This is a genomic window from Citrobacter sp. Cy070 (genome assembly GCF_030332245.1).
Taxonomy (GTDB): Bacteria; Pseudomonadota; Gammaproteobacteria; order Enterobacterales; family Enterobacteriaceae; genus Citrobacter; species Citrobacter youngae.
Genome location: NZ_JAOWIG010000087.1, coordinates 60572 through 78883, shown reverse-complemented (window position 1 = coordinate 78883; position 18312 = coordinate 60572). Strand labels below are relative to the sequence as shown.

The 18312-nt window shown below is 46.9% G+C and carries 16 protein-coding genes; 7 read left to right on the top strand and 9 right to left on the bottom strand.

Annotated elements, in window-relative coordinates; translation table 11 throughout:
* Positions 1 to 70 precede the first annotated feature (70 nt).
* The 3 genes from gpmM to OGY19_RS18700 are packed head-to-tail and all read left to right on the top strand — an operon-like array spanning position 71 to position 3883.
* Positions 71 to 1615: a 2,3-bisphosphoglycerate-independent phosphoglycerate mutase gene (gpmM, locus tag OGY19_RS18710; RefSeq protein ID WP_061068778.1), complete on the top strand. Its 1545-nt coding sequence runs from the start codon at positions 71 to 73 to the stop codon at positions 1613 to 1615.
* A gap of 33 nt (positions 1616 to 1648) precedes the next feature.
* Positions 1649 to 2908, top strand: coding sequence for a murein hydrolase activator EnvC (envC, locus tag OGY19_RS18705; protein WP_231591591.1), 1260 nt, complete (start codon positions 1649 to 1651; stop codon positions 2906 to 2908).
* Between the two features lie 3 nt (positions 2909 to 2911).
* Positions 2912 to 3883, top strand: coding sequence for a divergent polysaccharide deacetylase family protein (locus tag OGY19_RS18700; protein WP_048213706.1), 972 nt, complete (start codon positions 2912 to 2914; stop codon positions 3881 to 3883).
* Here OGY19_RS18700 and OGY19_RS18695 read toward each other — a convergent pair.
* Complete coding sequence (locus tag OGY19_RS18695) at positions 3870 to 4904, bottom strand: glycosyltransferase (protein WP_048213707.1); 1035 nt, start codon at positions 4902 to 4904, stop codon at positions 3870 to 3872. The genes OGY19_RS18700 and OGY19_RS18695 overlap by 14 nt on opposite strands.
* Positions 4905 to 5155: 251 nt before the next feature.
* Between OGY19_RS18695 and rfaY the strand changes: the two genes are divergently transcribed.
* Complete coding sequence (gene rfaY, locus OGY19_RS18690) at positions 5156 to 5842, top strand: lipopolysaccharide core heptose(II) kinase RfaY (protein WP_061066826.1); 687 nt, start codon at positions 5156 to 5158, stop codon at positions 5840 to 5842.
* A gap of 67 nt (positions 5843 to 5909) precedes the next feature.
* Here the strand turns inward: rfaY and tdh are convergent, their stop codons facing one another.
* The 3 genes from tdh to OGY19_RS18675 all read right to left on the bottom strand — a co-directional run bounded on the left by tdh (position 5910) and on the right by OGY19_RS18675 (position 9446).
* Positions 5910 to 6935 (bottom strand): L-threonine 3-dehydrogenase, encoded by a 1026-nt coding sequence (tdh, locus tag OGY19_RS18685; RefSeq protein WP_005120462.1) that lies wholly within the window; start codon positions 6933 to 6935, stop codon positions 5910 to 5912.
* 9 nt (positions 6936 to 6944) lie between these two features.
* Positions 6945 to 8141, bottom strand: coding sequence for a glycine C-acetyltransferase (gene kbl, locus OGY19_RS18680; RefSeq protein ID WP_115601300.1), 1197 nt, complete (start codon positions 8139 to 8141; stop codon positions 6945 to 6947).
* A gap of 153 nt (positions 8142 to 8294) precedes the next feature.
* Positions 8295 to 9446 carry a glycosyltransferase gene (locus OGY19_RS18675; protein ID WP_115601299.1) on the bottom strand — a complete coding sequence of 384 codons (1152 nt, stop codon included), beginning with the start codon at positions 9444 to 9446 and terminating at the stop codon, positions 8295 to 8297.
* A 297-nt stretch (positions 9447 to 9743) separates the two neighbouring features.
* Here OGY19_RS18675 and rfaD point away from each other — a divergent pair, with 297 nt between their 5' ends.
* The 3 genes from rfaD to rfaC are packed head-to-tail and all read left to right on the top strand — an operon-like array spanning position 9744 to position 12698.
* Complete coding sequence (gene rfaD, locus OGY19_RS18670; RefSeq protein WP_003827312.1) at positions 9744 to 10676, top strand: ADP-glyceromanno-heptose 6-epimerase; 933 nt, start codon at positions 9744 to 9746, stop codon at positions 10674 to 10676.
* 12 nt (positions 10677 to 10688) lie between these two features.
* Positions 10689 to 11735 carry an ADP-heptose--LPS heptosyltransferase RfaF gene (rfaF, locus tag OGY19_RS18665; protein WP_048213711.1) on the top strand — a complete coding sequence of 349 codons (1047 nt, stop codon included), beginning with the start codon at positions 10689 to 10691 and terminating at the stop codon, positions 11733 to 11735.
* A gap of 3 nt (positions 11736 to 11738) precedes the next feature.
* Positions 11739 to 12698: a lipopolysaccharide heptosyltransferase RfaC gene (gene rfaC / locus OGY19_RS18660; RefSeq protein WP_115601298.1), complete on the top strand. Its 960-nt coding sequence runs from the start codon at positions 11739 to 11741 to the stop codon at positions 12696 to 12698.
* Positions 12699 to 12826: 128 nt separating this feature from the next.
* On the opposite strand, the gene OGY19_RS18655 is transcribed toward rfaC, so the two are convergent.
* The 5 genes from OGY19_RS18655 to OGY19_RS18635 all read right to left on the bottom strand — a co-directional run bounded on the left by OGY19_RS18655 (position 12827) and on the right by OGY19_RS18635 (position 18196).
* Positions 12827 to 13597 (bottom strand): glycosyltransferase family 25 protein, encoded by a 771-nt coding sequence (locus tag OGY19_RS18655; protein ID WP_115601297.1) that lies wholly within the window; start codon positions 13595 to 13597, stop codon positions 12827 to 12829.
* A gap of 127 nt (positions 13598 to 13724) precedes the next feature.
* Positions 13725 to 14522, bottom strand: a complete 798-nt coding sequence (gene rfaP, locus OGY19_RS18650; RefSeq protein ID WP_048213714.1) for a lipopolysaccharide core heptose(I) kinase RfaP — start codon at positions 14520 to 14522, stop codon at positions 13725 to 13727.
* Positions 14515 to 15639 carry a glycosyltransferase family 4 protein gene (locus tag OGY19_RS18645; RefSeq protein ID WP_115601296.1) on the bottom strand — a complete coding sequence of 375 codons (1125 nt, stop codon included), beginning with the start codon at positions 15637 to 15639 and terminating at the stop codon, positions 14515 to 14517. The genes rfaP and OGY19_RS18645 overlap by 8 nt, the downstream gene beginning before the upstream one ends.
* A 21-nt stretch (positions 15640 to 15660) precedes the next feature.
* A complete protein-coding gene (rfaQ, locus tag OGY19_RS18640) occupies positions 15661 to 16665 on the bottom strand; it encodes a lipopolysaccharide core heptosyltransferase RfaQ (RefSeq protein WP_048213809.1) in 1005 nt (334 codons plus the stop codon).
* Positions 16666 to 16945: 280 nt separating this feature from the next.
* Complete coding sequence (locus tag OGY19_RS18635) at positions 16946 to 18196, bottom strand: O-antigen ligase family protein (protein ID WP_115601295.1); 1251 nt, start codon at positions 18194 to 18196, stop codon at positions 16946 to 16948.
* Positions 18197 to 18312: the final 116 nt, after the last annotated feature.

Below are 18312 nucleotides of genomic sequence, written 5' to 3'. Positions count from 1 at the left end.
CTACTTTATCGATTCAGCTGTAGTAAAATTACGCAATTATTTTTTATCTATTAAGTGTGAGGTTGTCGCAATGTCGGTTTCTAAAAAGCCTATGGTACTGGTGATTCTGGATGGCTACGGCTATCGTGAAGACAGCCAGGATAACGCTATTTTTAATGCCAAAACCCCGGTAATGGATGCTCTGTGGGCAAAACGTCCGCATACCCTGATTGATGCGTCTGGCCTGGAAGTCGGCCTGCCCGATCGCCAGATGGGCAACTCCGAAGTGGGTCACGTCAACCTGGGCGCGGGCCGTATCGTGTATCAGGATCTGACCCGTCTGGATGTGGAAATTAAAGAACGTACTTTCTTCGCTAACCCGGTGCTGACCGCCGCAGTTGATCAGGCAAAAAATAGCGGCAAAGCGGTACACATCATGGGTCTGCTGTCTGCCGGTGGCGTACACAGCCACGAAGATCACATCATGGCGATGGTAGAAATGGCAGCTGAACGCGGTGCTGAGAAAATCTATCTGCACGCTTTCCTTGATGGTCGTGATACCCCGCCGCGCAGCGCTGAACATTCACTGCAGAAATTCGAAGAGAAATTTGCCGCGCTGGGCAAAGGCCGCGTAGCGTCCATTATCGGTCGTTACTACGCTATGGACCGCGACAACCGTTGGGATCGCGTGGAACAGGCTTACGATCTGATGACGCTGGCGAAGGGCGAGTTCCAGTTCGCTACGGCGGTTGAAGGCCTGCAGGCTGCTTATGCCCGCGATGAAAACGACGAATTCGTCAAAGCGACCGTGATCCGTGCCGAAGGTCAGGCAGATGCAGCTATGGAAGATGGCGATACGCTGATTTTCATGAACTTCCGTGCTGACCGTGCGCGTGAAATTACCCGTGCGTTTGTTAACGCTGACTTCGACGGATTCGCCCGTAAGAAAGTCGTTAACCTTAACTTTGTGATGCTGACCGAATACGCGGCAGACATCAAAACTGCGGTGGCTTACCCACCTGCGTCTCTGGCCAACACCCTTGGCGAGTGGATGGCAAAGAATGACAAAACGCAGTTGCGTATTTCCGAAACCGAAAAATACGCGCACGTAACCTTCTTCTTTAACGGCGGCGTAGAAGAGCCGTTCAAAGGCGAAGACCGTATTCTGATCAACTCGCCAAAAGTCGCCACCTACGATCTGCAGCCGGAAATGAGCTCTGCTGAACTGACCGAAAAACTGGTTGCGGCGATTGAGAGCGGGAAATACGACACCATCATTTGTAACTACCCGAACGGCGACATGGTCGGCCATACCGGGGTGATGGAAGCAGCGGTTAAAGCGGTTGAAGCGCTGGATCACTGCGTTGAGCAGGTGGCTAAAGCGGTTGAATCCGTTGGCGGCCAGCTGCTGATCACCGCTGACCACGGGAACGCAGAGCAAATGCGCGATCCGTCCACCGGTCAGGCGCATACCGCGCACACCAACCTGCCGGTTCCACTGATTTATGTCGGTGGTAAAAACGTCAAAGCAGTTGAAGGTGGCAAACTTTCTGATATCGCCCCGACCATGCTGACGCTGATGGGTATGGAAATCCCGCAAGAGATGACTGGTAAGCCGCTGTTCATCGTGGAATAATCCCTCCCCATGAGGGGAAAGGCGATTAATACCATCACTCGGGCCGTGAAACTGCGTAAGTTTTCAGTCAGGCCCTTGTTCTACGCCAGCGCGCTTAGCGCTGGCGTATTGTTGTGCGCCTTTTCCGCCCATGCGGACGAGCGCGATCAGCTCAAATCCATTCAGGCCGATATCGCGGCAAAAGAACGCGCGGTACGCCAACAACAACAACAACGCGCCACCCTCCTTGCTCAGCTTAAAGCTCAGGAACAGGCTATCGCCGTTGCCGCAAGGCAGCTGCGCGAAACGCAAAACTCCCTGGCACAGCTGAATGCGCAAATCGCTGAGATGAATGCCGCACTCGCGAAGCTGGAAAAGCAGCGGGCAGCGCAAGAGCGCAGTCTGGCAGCCCAGTTGGATGCTGCGTTTCGCCAGGGTGAACATACTGGTATTCAGCTCATCCTCAGCGGTGAAGAGACTCAGCGCGGGCAACGCCTGCAGGCCTATTTCGGCTATCTGAACCAGGCGCGCCAGGAGACTATCGCACAGCTGAAGCAAACCCGCGAAGAGGTCGACTCGCAGAAAGCCGAGCTGGAAGATAAGCAAAGCGAACAGCAGACGCTGCTGTACGAACAGCGTGCACAGCAGGCGAAACTGGAGCAGGCGCGTAATGAACGCCAGAAAACGCTCGCGGGTCTGGAGTCGTCGATTCAACAAGGTCAGCAGCAGTTAGGCGAGATGCGCGCCAACGAATCCCGCCTGCGCAACAGTATTGCTCGCGCCGAAGCCGCCGCGAAAGCCCGTGCAGAGCGTGAAGCACGTGAGGCGCAGGCTGTACGTGATAAGCAACAGGAAGCATCACGCAAAGGCTCGACCTATAAGCCAACTGAAAGCGAGAAATCACTGATGTCTCGTACCGGCGGGTTAGGTTCACCACGCGGTCAGGCGTTCTGGCCCGTTCGTGGTCCAACGCTGCATCGCTATGGCGAACAGCTGCAAGGTGAGCTACGTTGGAAAGGGATGGTTATTGGCGCATCCGAAGGTACCGAAGTCAAAGCCATCGCCGATGGTCGCGTCATTCTGGCGGACTGGCTGCAGGGCTATGGCCTGGTGGTCGTCGTTGAGCACGGTAAAGGCGATATGAGCCTCTACGGTTATAACCAGAGCGCGCTGGTCAGCGTCGGTACGCAGGTTCGCGCCGGGCAGCCTATTGCACTTGTGGGTAGCAGCGGCGGTCAGGGCAGGCCGGCGCTCTATTTCGAAATTCGTCGCCAGGGTCAGGCGGTCAATCCACAGCCGTGGTTGGGAAGATAAGTTTTGCCTCAGTTTCGTCGTACTTTGCTCTCACTCGCCAGCCTGCTGGCATTCGCAACACCTGTTTTCGCCGGCAAACTTGCTATCGTTATTGATGATTTCGGCTACCGTCCCCACACAGAAAATCAGGTGCTGGCAATGCCTTCCACTGTCTCTGTTGCCGTTCTGCCAAACGCGCCACATGCGCGTGAAATGGCGACTAAAGCGCATAACAGTGGACATGAAGTGTTGATCCATCTGCCGATGGCTCCACTGAGCAAGCAACCGCTGGAAAAAGACACGTTACGCCCGGAGATGAGCAGCGAAGAAATTGAACGGATTATTCGCGACGCGGTAAGCAAAGTGCCGTATGCAGTGGGACTGAATAATCACATGGGGAGTGCGATGACGTCCAGCCTGTTCGGCATGCAGAAGGTGATGCAAGCTCTGGAACGCTACGACCTCTACTTCCTCGACAGTATGACCATCGGCAACAGCCAGGCCATGCGCGCGGCGGCAGGAACCGGAGTGAAGGTCATCAAACGCAAAGTCTTCCTCGACGATACACAAAACGAAGCGGATATTCGCCGTCAGTTTAATCGTGCAGTCGATCTTGCTCGCCGTAACGGGTCAGCGATTGCCATCGGGCACCCCCACCCTTCTACGGTACGAGTGTTGCAGCAGATGCTGTATAGCCTGCCAGCCGATATTACGCTGGTTCGTCCGAGCAGCCTGCTTAATGAGCCGCAGGTAGATACTTCCAGACCTAATCTCACTCCACCGAGAAACGGTACGCCAGATGCGCCGCGTAATCCTTTCCGTGGGGTGAAGCTGTGCAAACCGAAACAACCTCTGGAGCCGGTTTACGCCAGCCGATTCTTTAGCGTGCTAGGAGAAAGCATCACACAAAGCACGCTGGTGCAGTATATGAGACTGCAGTGGCAAGGCTGGGGGAACACATCTTCACCCAGCACCATGAACGCTAACGTAGATTAAGCGCTTTTCGGGCAATACGCGAAGGCGTTGATTTTTTATCGCGCCATTTCCATAGACGGAATGACCATAGCAGTGCCTGGTACAATACTTTGGCACTGCGGACGTTAGTTATCATGCGCTTATACATACCAGAGACAAAAATCTCTGCGATCATACGCTGACGAATATGCACATCCTGTTCTTTACGGACTGCATGGCATACGCGCAATGCTTCATAGGTAACTTGCTGATGAAATTCCGGATAAATAGTAATCCGATCGGCATATTCACGATTCAACCTATCCAATAACCGCGTAATTTTAATATAGTGCCGCTGGTAGTTGAGATTTTTTAAACCTTGTCGTTTAAGACGGCTGATTGATTGATCATGTAAGAAGTATTTATATAAAGATTGCTCGGTATATCGCACTCGTACAGCGTTAAACATAAACTCCGTCGTCCAGACAATATCCTGATGATGTAACCCCGGAATAAATGTTATTTTATTTTTCTCAATAACATCCCGGCGATAAATTCCCATCCAGACCACATGTGTCCAGCGGCGTGAAGCCAACGCCATACGTAACCAGTCAGGGCCGGTCAACACCCCCGTAGACCGAAGACGATCCGTCGGTATTGATTGCCAGGTGTGCCCCGTTTCAAGAATGCACCAGTCGGAATTACACTGAGCTAAATCCAGGTCATCCTGAATTGCCATGGTCATCAGGGTTTCGTACATATTGGGATAAACCAGGTCATCGGCATCGACAAATGCAACATAATCACCTTTGGCCGCTTCCAGGCCACGGTTACGCGCTACGGATGCCCCTGCGTTAGCCTGATGCAACAACCGTACATGGGGATAGTTATCCGCATAATGTTGTGCAATATCAACAGAGTTATCCGTTGAACCATCATTCACAATGATGATCTCTAGCGCAGTCCATGTCTGTGCGATCAAAGATTCCATGCAATCCCGAAAACTATCACCCACGTTATATAACGGAATAATAACACTCAACATATTTGTGCAGTTTCTCATCAGCTAACTAACCCAGGTTTGTCATTACGCTGATGACTTTTACTACAGTTTCATTAAGGAATTATTAAGGTTAGAACGTATTTATGGGCAGAAACGCTGCAGCGAAAGCGTCCGGTTTGAGAAAGATGCCCTGCTACACCTGCGTTCAGCAGGTTGATGATAGCTCAGATCGTCTACATATTGAGGTACACAACCTGTATACTCTATTCCTATGAATTAACGTACTCTATAGGCTGATATTGAGGGAAAAGATGGCCATCAGTAAGACACACGAAAAAGGTTTTACGGTCTATTGCAAAGAGACCAGAAAAGACCTTAAGTCACTGATGAATAAATACATCAAAAAAGAAATCAGTGGCAAACCGCTGAGCAGTGGTAACGCATTGCGCAGCGTGGAGTTGGTCGAGTACAACTCACAAAAATTTATCATCAAAAACGACCGTGAAGTTGATCCACGATTTGAGAAAAAATTACAGAACTTTACCTCCGGCCCTTTCTATTCCCGGCTGATCAGGAAGCTGGACAGGCTCCCGCCGGAAATGCGCATCTGTACTGCCGATCTCTACTATGCTGCTGAGAAAACACGTTTTCGCCAGTGCCATGATGTTTATACTATTCATGAATATATTGAAGGGGTTCCTTTAAGGGAAATTAACCAGCAGAATGCTGACGAGGTAAAGCAATGCGTACTGCGTCTTCACAAGGCCGGACTGGCATCAAATGACATTCACCCAGGGAATTTCATTCGCACACCAACGGGTGAGTTAAGGATTATTGACCTGTCCTGTAAGGGAAATATGAAGGTCTGCCAGGCAAATGACATTCTGGCATTACAACGAAAATATAATATTAACGTTAAAGGCAGAGGGTTAATTTATAAACTCATCCTGCTTAAAGAAAATATAAGATCGTTATCCAGAAAGATCCGCGGAAAATAAAATCTATGGTTTATACGGCCAGATAGCGATATCTGGCCGTAATTAACATTGAATGCACCTTGCGCATTCAATCCCAGCTCAGGATCACTTTCCCTGACTGGCCTGAACGCATCGCGTCAAAGCCCTGCTGGAATTCATCGATGGAGAATCGATGGGTGATGATCGGCGACAAATCCAGACCAGACTGGATCAGTGCAGCCATTTTGTACCATGTCTCAAACATCTCACGACCGTAGATACCTTTAATAAACAGTCCTTTAAAGATAACTTTCGTCCAGTCGATGGACATATCAGATGGCGGAATACCCAGCATAGCAATACGGCCACCGTGATTCATGGTGTCCAGCATGGTGCGGAACGCTGGCGGCGCCCCAGACATTTCCAGACCCACATCGAACCCTTCGGTCATCCCCAGCTCGGCCATCACGTCGGTCAGGTTCTCTTTCGAGACGTTGACTGCGCGGGTAATGCCCATTTTACGCGCCAGCTCCAGACGGTACTCATTAACATCTGTAATCACTACGTGGCGAGCACCAACGTGCTTCGCTACCGCTGCAGCCATAATGCCAATCGGACCCGCACCGGAAACCAGCACATCTTCGCCAACCAAATCAAACGACAGCGCCGTGTGTACCGCGTTACCGAATGGATCGAAGATGGAAGCTAAATCATCGGAGATATTGTCCGGGATTTTAAAGGCGTTAAACGCCGGGATCACCAGATATTGTGCAAAACAGCCTGGACGGTTTACGCCGACACCGGTGGTATTGCGGCACAGGTGAGTACGGCCACCGCGGCAGTTACGGCAATGTCCGCAGGTAATGTGGCCTTCACCGGAAACGCGATCGCCGATTTTGAAGCCTTTAACTTCCTGGCCGATGCCAACAACTTCACCGACATATTCATGCCCTACAACCATTGGAACCGGGATGGTTTTTTGCGACCATTCATCCCAGTTATAAATGTGAACGTCAGTCCCGCAGATGGCTGTTTTACGGATTTTAATCAGCAAATCGTTATGGCCGACTTCCGGTTCAGGAACGTCGGTCATCCAAATGCCTTCTTCCGCTTTCAGTTTGGATAACGCTTTCATTTCACATCCTCAGGCAATAACGCCCAGTTGTTTACCAATGCGTGTGAACGCGTCGACTGCACGCGTAATCTGCTCAGGGGTATGTGCCGCAGACATCTGGGTACGAATACGCGCCTGGCCTTTTGGAACCACCGGATAGAAGAATCCGGTAACGTAAATCCCCTCTTTTTGCAGTTCGCGGGCAAACGCCTGCGCAACAACCGCATCACCCAGCATTACCGGAATAATCGCGTGATCGGACCCTGCCAGCGTGAAGCCTGCTGCGGACATTTGCTCACGGAATTGACGCGCATTCGCCCACAGACGATCGCGCAGGTCGCTACCCGCCTCAACCATCTCCAGCACCTTAATGGAAGCAGCAACAATTGCCGGAGCCAGTGAGTTAGAGAACAAATACGGACGGGAACGTTGACGCAGCCACTCAACAACTTCTTTACGTGCCGCAGTGTAACCACCAGATGCGCCGCCGAGTGCTTTGCCCAGCGTGCCGGTGATGATGTCCACACGACCCATCACGTCACAGTATTCATGGGAGCCACGACCATTTTCACCGACAAAACCGACGGCATGGGAATCATCAACCATGACCAGCGCATCATATTTGTCTGCCAGATCGCATACGCCTTTCAGGTTAGCGATCACACCATCCATAGAGAACACGCCATCAGTGGCGATCAGGATATGACGAGCGCCCGCTTCACGTGCTTCTTTCAGACGCGCTTCCAGCTCGACCATATCGTTGTTGGCGTAACGGAAACGTTTTGCTTTACACAGACGAACGCCATCAATGATAGAAGCGTGGTTCAGAGCATCAGAGATAATGGCATCTTCTGCTCCCAGCAGCGTTTCGAACAGGCCGCCGTTGGCGTCAAAGCAAGAAGAGTAAAGAATGGCATCTTCCATACCGAGGAATGCCGCCAGTTTTTGCTCCAGTTGCTTATGGGTGTCTTGAGTGCCACAAATAAAGCGCACCGAGGCCATACCAAATCCGTGAGAATCCATACCCGCTTTTGCCGCTGCAATCAGTTCCGGGTGGTTAGCCAGCCCTAAGTAGTTGTTCGCACAAAAGTTAATAACATGGCTTCCGTCAGCCACGGTGATATCAGCCTGCTGAGCAGACGTAATAATGCGCTCTTCTTTAAACAACCCCTCCGCGCGTGCGGTTTCCAGATCGTTCGTTAACTGCTTATAAAAATTCCCACGCATTGCAATTCTCCAGACTGGGCAAATTTCAGCACATATTACCCAATGCTATTGGTTTGTACGAGATGACTCATCATGACTTGTCTAAAATGCAGCATAAATCACGTGTACCCACATAACCTTTCAGGAATGACAGACCTGGCATCACAACCTGACTTACGTTGTCGCGTCATCAATGGCCTGAGACGCTGATGACGGTGCCAGAGTAAATCCTGCCATAGCAAAGGCCTTATTAACCTTAATGATATAGTTATCTTCGTAGAATTCCTCAATCGCCTGCTGAATCTGTTCGCCGGCAGGCAACGTTTTTCCATCAACAATACCTTGTAGCAAGGAAACAAATTTTTCCGGTTCATCAGTAGGGTATAAATTACCGTTTATCCCTTCTTTGATAATGTCTGCAGGCCCCGTTTCGCAATCAGAGCTAATGGCATAAACACCGTGAGCACTGGCTTCAACCAGAACCATAACGAAACCTTCAAAATGAGAAGTTAGCAGCAGGCAGGTGATATTTTTTAGCGTATTTTGAATATATTCCCATGGTGATTTCTGCCAACCATGCCAGTGAATATTTCCACTAATCCCCAACGTTTCAGCTAATGCCGTTAAGGTATCAACATCCGGGCCGGTGCCGACAATATCTAAGGACCACTTCCCTTTTAGTTTAGCCAACCCGTTGAAAAGACTGCGTACATTTTTCTGTCCATCTGCCACAACCCTGCCTACATACACAAACCGGGCATGCTTCTCAGGGGTAGGGATACGGATATCGCATCGCGCAACGGGATTGTAAATCGTTGCAATAGTGCTTTTTTCTATTCCCATCTCAATGAGCTGCTGAGTTATCCCTGAGCTAATTGAAAGATGATAGTCAGCTTTATTAATATACTTGATTTTTTTCTTATAATTATTTTTGTAGAAGTTAAAAATAGAGAAGTGAAACCATGAAAATATTTTCACCTGCTTGCTTGTATATTTCCTTGCAACGTGACTGATGTAACATGAAAGCGTATCCAGGGAAACAATTATATCTGGACTTTCCTGAAGAATAATTTTTCGCAAACCATAAGCAAAACTTAGTCTTCTTAATTTAGTTATTTTTATATTAGAAGATAGATGACAATAGCGCTGCCCTGTGAGCCAGTCATTATTGACATTGCTATTATTATTTTTCTTAAAAAAAACAAAAGAGACATCAATATCAGGGTCTTGCGTTCGCAGCAGCTTCACCAAATTAATACATACCGTCTCCATACCTCCGAGGCCACTGGTTTCATAACCTGTAATAATTATCTTCTTAAGTTGCATATATTATTTTCATTCCAACGACTATTGTCAGTCCCAACACAGTGCTTTACCTTGCTTATTCATTCGTTGATGGCTCCGAAAAAGCCGGCACCGCGCGCCTGAACATCCATTTACGACGTGAATCATACACCACCAGACCCTAACTATTTCAATTAAGAATGACTGAAGCAATAATCAGTACACATGTCACACGCCACATGACGCGACGTACTGCTGAAGCCGAAGCCATGTAGTGATATGATTAGAGGTATTCGTGTCTGAGATTGTCTCTGACTCCATAATTCGAAGGTTACATTTATGATCATCGTTACCGGCGGCGCGGGCTTTATCGGCAGCAACATCGTTAAGTCCCTGAATGACAAAGGCATCACCGATATTCTGGTGGTGGACAACCTGAAAGACGGCACCAAGTTTGTGAATCTGGTGGATCTGAATATTGCTGACTATATGGACAAGGAAGACTTCCTGATCCAGATTATGGCCGGGGAAGATTTCGGCGATATCGAAGCGATTTTCCACGAAGGCGCGTGCTCTTCCACTACCGAGTGGGATGGCAAGTATATGATGGACAACAACTATCAATACTCCAAAGAGCTGCTGCACTACTGTCTGGAGCGTGAAATTCCTTTCCTGTATGCCTCTTCTGCAGCAACGTACGGCGGTCGTACCTCTGACTTCATCGAATCTCGTGAATATGAGAAGCCGCTGAACGTCTATGGCTACTCAAAATTCCTGTTCGACGAATATGTACGCCAGATCCTGCCAGAAGCAAATTCTCAGATCGTTGGCTTCCGTTATTTCAACGTCTACGGACCGCGCGAAGGTCACAAAGGCAGCATGGCGAGCGTCGCTTTCCATCTCAATACTCAGCTCAATAACGGCGAAACACCCAAGCTGTTCGAAGGAAGTGAAAACTTCAAACGTGATTTCGTCTATGTCGGCGATGTTGCAGCAGTAAACCTGTGGTTCCTGGAAAACGGGGTTTCCGGCATCTTTAACCTCGGTACTGGTCGCGCAGAGTCTTTCCAGGCCGTCGCGGATGCCACGCTGGCATACCACAAAAAAGGCAGCATTGAGTACATTCCGTTCCCGGAAAAACTGAAGGGCCGCTATCAGGCATTTACTCAGGCGGATCTGACTAACCTGCGCGCTGCGGGCTATGACAAGCCGTTTAAGACCGTTGCTGAAGGCGTAACGGAATATATGGCCTGGCTGAACCGCGACGCTTAAGGCAGGCAATCTATGAGGATTCTGGTGGTTGGCCCGTCCTGGGTGGGCGACATGATGATGTCGCAAAGTCTCTATCGCACGCTCAAGGCGCGCTATCCCCAGGCCATAATCGACGTGATGGCACCTGCATGGTGCCGTCCGCTGCTGTCGCGTATGCCTGAAGTCAACGACGCCATCGCCATGCCGCTGGGACACGGCGCGCTGGAGATTGGCGAGCGCCGCAAACTGGGCCACAGTTTGCGTGATAAACGCTACGATCGCGCGTATGTCCTGCCGAACTCGTTTAAATCCGCACTGGTACCCTTCTTCGCGGGTATTCCTCATCGTACCGGTTGGCGTGGCGAAATGCGCTATGGTCTGCTGAACGATGCGCGTGTGCTGGATAAAGATGCATGGCCGCTGATGGTCGAACGCTATGTGGCCCTGGCCTACGATAAAGGCGTGATGCTGTCGGCTAAAGATTTGCCGCAGCCTCTGCTGTGGCCACAATTGCAGGTCAGTGAAGGTGAAAAGTCTCTGACCTGTAGTCAGTTCTCCCTTTCTGCCGAACGCCCCATCATCGGTTTTTGCCCTGGTGCGGAATTTGGTCCGGCGAAACGCTGGCCACACTACCATTATGCTGAACTGGCAAAACAGCTGATCGACGAAGGTCATCAGATTGTGCTGTTTGGCTCGGCAAAAGATCATGAAGCCGGAAATGAAATCCTGGCAACGTTAAGCGTTGAGCAGCAGGCCTGGTGTCGTAATCTGGCGGGCGAAACGCAGCTGGAGCAGGCCGTTATTCTGCTCGCCGCCTGCAAAGCCGTGGTCACCAATGACTCCGGTTTGATGCACGTGGCTGCCGCACTAAATCGTCCGCTGGTCGCTCTGTATGGCCCTAGTAGCCCGGATTTCACTCCACCACTCTCCCACAAAGCTCGCGTGATTCGCCTGATTACGGGCTATCATAAAGTGCGTAAGGGGGATGCTGCACAAGGGTATCACCAGAGCCTGATTGACATCACACCTCAGCGCGTACTGGAAGAACTGAATGACCTGTTGTTACAAGAGGAAGTCTGACGGATGCGGGTTCTGATAGTTAAAACATCGTCAATGGGCGATGTACTGCATACGTTGCCCGCATTAACAGATGCGCAGCAGGCCATTGCGGATATTCAGTTTGATTGGGTAGTGGAAGAAGGGTTTGCTCAAATCCCCTCCTGGCATCCGACCGTTGACCGTGTGATCCCGGTGGCGATTCGCCGCTGGCGTAAAGCCTGGTTTTCCGCCCCCATTAAAGCTGAGCGCAAAGCTTTTCGCGAGGCGGTGCGTTTACAGAACTATGACGTGGTTATCGATGCGCAGGGGCTGGTAAAAAGCGCCGCGCTGGTCACACGTCTGGCGCATGGCATTAAGCATGGTATGGACTGGAGTACCGCGCGCGAACCGCTGGCGAGTCTGTTTTATAACCGTAAGCATCATATCGCCAAACAACAGCATGCTGTTGAACGCACTCGTGAGCTGTTCGCGAAAAGTCTGGGATATACCAAATCCCAGTCGCAGGGGGATTACGCTATTGCGCAGCATTTTCTGAATGAACGCAATGCCGATGCAGGGCAGTATGCCGTCTTCCTGCACGCCACCACTCGTGATGACAAGCACTGGCCGGAAGCGAAGTGGCGGGAGCTCATTGGCTTATTAAATCACGCAGAAATACGTATTAAGCTCCCATGGGGGGCTCCGCATGAAGAAGCGCGAGCCAGACGACTGGCAGAAGGATTTGATTACGTAGATGTTTTACCGCGAATGAGTCTTGGGGATGTAGCCCGGATATTAGCCGGCGCTAAATTTGTGGTATCCGTTGATACCGGATTAAGCCACTTGACCGCCGCACTGGATCGGCCGAATGTTACGCTATATGGCCCTACGGACCCGGGGTTGATTGGGGGATACGGGAAGAATCAGGTCACATGTCGTGCCCCGGAAGGAAAGCTTGCTTTGCTTGAACCCACTCAAGTTTATTCTCACATAGCGCTGCTGTAATTATTCAGGTATCGCAGATATGTTAAATTCGTTCTTATACAGTCGCTTTGCTATTTAACATATCTGCAGCTGACTAAAACTATGCCCTATATCGTATTTCATCCACGATTAAGCATTATTGCGTTCATCTACTTCCACCAACATAACCCAAGAATAATTCGTCGGGCATGCCAGTATGAGGATGAAATTTTACGTCTGAAAAGTGATTTCTGCTTTTTCTTGTGACTCTTTATCTCTTTACGTTCTTTCTCTAACCAGCTCCCGGACAACTCTTCAGGATGATGGACAAAGTTTGCCAGGTATATATCAGAAAAATATCCCTGACGCATCAGATATGCCCATTCATCTATGATGAAAAAGTTATTTTCAAAACGGGAAACAAGTTTTTGAGCAGTTACCGAATTCATCAAATAACCGCAGGCTCGCAAAACATATCCATGACCAAATATGACTTTGCCGAAGGTCTGGCCACCAATTTTTTTGAGTTTAAGCAAATTTAAGACAACTTTATTCTTATACCTTAAACCATCTTGCCCACCAAGTAGGTATAACGCATTTTTATTGAGAACACTTTCATCAATTGTCGATATAAATTCCTTAAAATTCTGATCGATTATTGCGTCATCCTCAAGAATACAAACCCAATCTTGTCCACTCTGCCCAAACTGTTTAAATGCCTTCATATGGCTTAGTGAGCAACCCAGTTCACCATCAGTAGGCGTATGGTTTTCCCTGTGCTGAAAGTCAGTTAACGGTATCTTGCGCTTTTCTTCGGCAGACAAATTTTTCCCATAGATAGCATCAACGAACGAATACTCGATATTTAATTCATTCATTATATCTGATACGCGTTTTCGTCGGGCATCGTCAAAAGGAAGCGAAATGACCAGCACGTACATGAGTTCAAACCCTCTAATATAATTAAGCCAGCACAGTCATCGTGAAATAAAGGTTAACAATTGCTGGCCAGCTGAATAAACTTAATTAACTATTCTATGTAGCTATACAAAGTCTATTATTTCATATTTATAGTTTATTCTTTGATGTATGATTAATAATTTTATCAGTTTTTTTTGCATAGGTTGCAAAGAGATCAGACTCATCACGAATAATTTTATTAATGTCTTTTTCAAAGTATATCTTCAAAAATCTGAAGTAGTCTCTTTGCGTTAACCCGATGTTCAACGAGGAGAAGTACAAACCAATCAGATCTTTATTGCGCCAACGAACAGGAACCGCATTTCTTATCTGAGCTCGGTGCAGATCAATAACCGACAGTTTGAACGTATTATCCTCAAAATTGGCCGGTTGATGCAATAAGAAGTGGCAGAGATAGCAATCACGGTGATTAACGCCTCCCTGATGCATCCTTCTGACCATAATGGCAAGACGCTCAATTAATGCCATTTTAATTTTCCGCGAAGGTGGATTCACCAACCAATCTGCGCAATAGTCTTCCAGGCTAACCGCCGGGCTCAGATCTTCAGTTATAATAAATGAGATACGGTTGAGCGGATTTATACCTTGTTGCCCGAAACCAACACCGTGCATTGTATCAACATCCAGTTCCTGCAAACGGTGTATAGCATTCCACTCTCTATCAGCTCCGAGTACCGGCAAACGTAAAGAGAACAAGTTTTTGATAACTTCCTTCAGTTTAGTTCCCTGGTGCCATTTCAGGAAATAGCTTTTACCTGCAATCTCAAACCTTATCGTTCTACGCGTTTCGAGCTGTCTAAATGTTTCTCCCTGCAGCTTCTGCACTTCAGAAAAAGCATCTTTCCCTTTCCACAAGGATAAAAATGGTTCTTTTAATTCAACCATGGGCACCACCTATAATAATATCAGCTGCTTTCTCAGGTAGACTATAAAGGTCTTGAGTATCAGCAAAGTGTCGTGCATTCTCTTTCCATGCATTTCTCTGCTCTGAGTCAGTTAAAGAAAAATAAACAGCTTCATTTAATAATTTTTGTTCAAACGGTTCATCAATAACAATGCCGCACTCAGCATCTTTAACATAATGAGCATATCCGCAAACTGCCGTTGTTATGACAGGTAAACCTGCTGCAATTGCTTCAACCAGCACGATCCCTGCGGCTTCCTGGTATGCCGGATGAATCAATAGATCGGCCGCTGCCATTAACTCTGAGACATCATTACGGCCAGGGAAGAACTTGATATTGTCAGCAACACCATACTCTGTTGCCAGCTTTATATAGCGATCAGGCTTATCCTGACCCACAACAAATAGAATCGTTTTTTTGCGGACAGCTTCCGGTAAGGAAGCAATCGCCTTGATAGTTCTGTCGACACCTTTACGGGTAAAATCAGAACCGATTTGTATAATTAAATACTGGGAATCACTGATATCATTTTCTTTCCTGAAGCTAGCTCTGCAATTTGCTGCCTGAGAGCTGTATTTTCTGTCAGGATAAATCCCCGGCGGAAGGATATGGAAACGCGTTGACTCAGTATGATAGTGCTTCTGAAAATCCGCAATTTGCTTATCTGTTAGCATCAACAGCTGTGTTGATTTTCCCTCAGCAAATGTTGCTTTCTCAAAGGCGGCATAATGTCGGTATCGTGGTGTCAGACGATAGAGCAAACCTTTTTCTTGCGCGACTTTTTCTGCGTAGCAGACATCAGCAGCATAATAAACATCTAATCCAGGCATTTTATTGAACCCAACAACCCGATCTGCTGGATTACTCTCAAGATGTTTACTTACCCACCGATGATACTCAGCATTTTTCCCGTTGTTGGAGCATGACCTCACAGGAACAATGATGATCTCCAGGCTGTCTGGAATATTTCCTTGCCATGATTGTGTGTAAACCCGAACATGATGTCCACGTGATGCGACTGTCGACGCTATACGCAAAAAATCACGCTGTAACCCACCAAAAGGGAAATATTTATACAAACAGAAAGCAATAACCATTTTATATATCCGGATGCTTTATTAGTCGAGTTTAGGTAACCGTGACGCTATGGCTGCAATCACGTCTTCCGCTGGTATAGCAGATAAATATTTCTTACTTCGATCAAGTTTTTCACGCACTGGCATTGGTTGGTAATCACCAGCCCAAAATTGAACCACATCATCAGACCATGGTCGCCAGGCGATATGATCGGTGGCGCCGAAAAGGCAAATGATGGGGGTTTTAACAGCTGCAGCAATATGCATCGGGGCAGAGTCGACACCAATAAAAAGTACAGCATGATCAATTAATGCAGCAAGCTCAGGGAATGTTGTCTTCCCGGCAATTTCAGTTAAAGGTTTGGTTTCACATGCCCTGGCAATCTCATCGACGCAGGCAATATCGCTGGCACCGGGTCCAGAAGTCAGTACAACCTGATACCCCAAATGATGTATCGCATCAATCACCAGGGAGAATCTATCATTCTCCCACGACTTGAATTCTTGTCTCGCTGTAGGCTGTATAACGACATACTTCTGGGTATCAACCTGAGGAAGTTTTTTCCGAACAGATTGCCAGACTTGCTCACCATAAACCATTTTCAGTACCGGGACTGATTCTTTTAAATTTAATGGCATCAACACAGACAAATTACGCTCAACCCAATGATCGCCACTTAGAGGAACGTGATGAGTAAAACTGTCGCGCCAGAATTTTTTATTTCTGTGCGAGAAATCATGTGTCAACTTTATTGGGCAATCCAAACAACGACACAATAAAGCAACTATCCACTGATCGGTAAGATTGACCACTAAATCATAATGATTGCCACGTAGTACCTTGATCAGCGCTAAGAAATTTTTTGCTTTCTCAAAAGCAGAGCTCTTTTTATTTTTTATGCCATACAAAGCATGGATATCGGGGTTTTCAGATAAAATAGGAATGGTATCTTCGTAGAGTAGAACATCAATATCAGCATCAGGATAATTTTTTTTAAGCGTGCTGATGACCGGTGTGGTTAGCAACATATCGCCGTGAAAGCGCATTTTTATTACCAGGATCTTTTTCACACTATACCCTTTCAGGTTATTGTTAATTTTCAAATCACGCTACCGCCCCAGGCTCAACAGCTACCTGTGTACTGCAGATCACACCATCTTATTTTATCGCTTATATTATACCACTATTCACTTGACAATTCGATATCTATGGAAATTTTCTATGTGAATTAGAGGAAAATTAATATTTACAATATATGAGACTATTTATCATATTATGAAAATTGAGCCTATATTCTCAACGACATCACATAGGCTCATTTTGATGTTAATTTGTTATTTTTCCTGGCTCATTTTTGCCATACAACATCAGGATGGCTATGCTGTATAATAAAAAGACATTTATGAACATCTTTTCAAATAAACAATATACCAGAATATAGCCAACAAGAGAGCACAGTAATGAAATGCTAAAAATATCTTTTTGGCTTCTGGCTCGGATATATATGTCTTTAAATGTAATGAAAAAAGCCGCAGTAAATAAGAAGAGACCAATAGCCCCAACATTATAAAGAATTATCATAAAAAATGGTTCATCTATATTATAGCCGTTATTTCGCTCAGAATATACCCCGCCATTTTTCGGCGCATTATGGTCCTCTAAATACTGATTGTATGTAGAATTCCCATATCCAATACCAAAGATGGCATTGTTGATATTCTCCATTACTAAAGGGAAACGGTCTAAGATGATTTCATCACGACTGGATGTGACGTTATTCATTTGCAGAGTTTGATCGACTTTCATTTTTACCTGACCCACTGTGTTGTAGGCCCCGATAAGCAAAGCAGCCATTATAAATAGCAAACCACAGGTAGCAGCCATAAATCTCTTGATGGTTTTACTCACCAGAAATGAAATCAGGAAAATCTCTACAACAACTGCCAAGATCCCTGCGCGGCTCCCGGTGTATGATAAAAAGACGAATGCAAGCGCAGAAATGATATATAATACTGTTTTCAGGAAGTGATTCTTGAATAAAATCGCTCCTGTTAATACAAAAGGAAATAGCATAACAACATAGAATGCGAAACCATAGCGAAGCTGTAGATACAGTTCCTGCTGGTTATTTTTTATAATTCTTAAAATCGGCACTACTAAGACAATATAGGATAGAGTAAGTATCGCCCCAATGACAAAGACCTGTCTCAGTGAGGTTATATGCTTACTGAATGCTCCAAAAAATAACATCATCACTAACGGGTAACGCCAGTCTTTTATCAATATGATAAAGGCATCAAGAGATTTATCTTCATAGGTGAAAAATACAATACAAAAAACACACCACAACGTGAAGAGTAACAATAGTTTTCTCTTCTGCATGAGATCGAGCACAATGTTTTTAATATCTATTTTATTGGCTTTAATATAGTAAATAGATAAAACTACAGCGAGCAAAGAGGTCATATTTAGCACCCCTTGATTATCTATCGTAAATAACCCAAAAATCATTAAAACCAATACAACTTTGCTTAAAATCAAGATATTACCATTTTGACTGTATCTTACTTGATTCATAAAATTCAAATCTCACTTCTTCAAATTGCCTTGTTAATCAACAACAAACACTCGCTAGCACGATTTATGGGGCATATCTTATTATATAACATCGTAAAAATCCCCCATTAATTTTA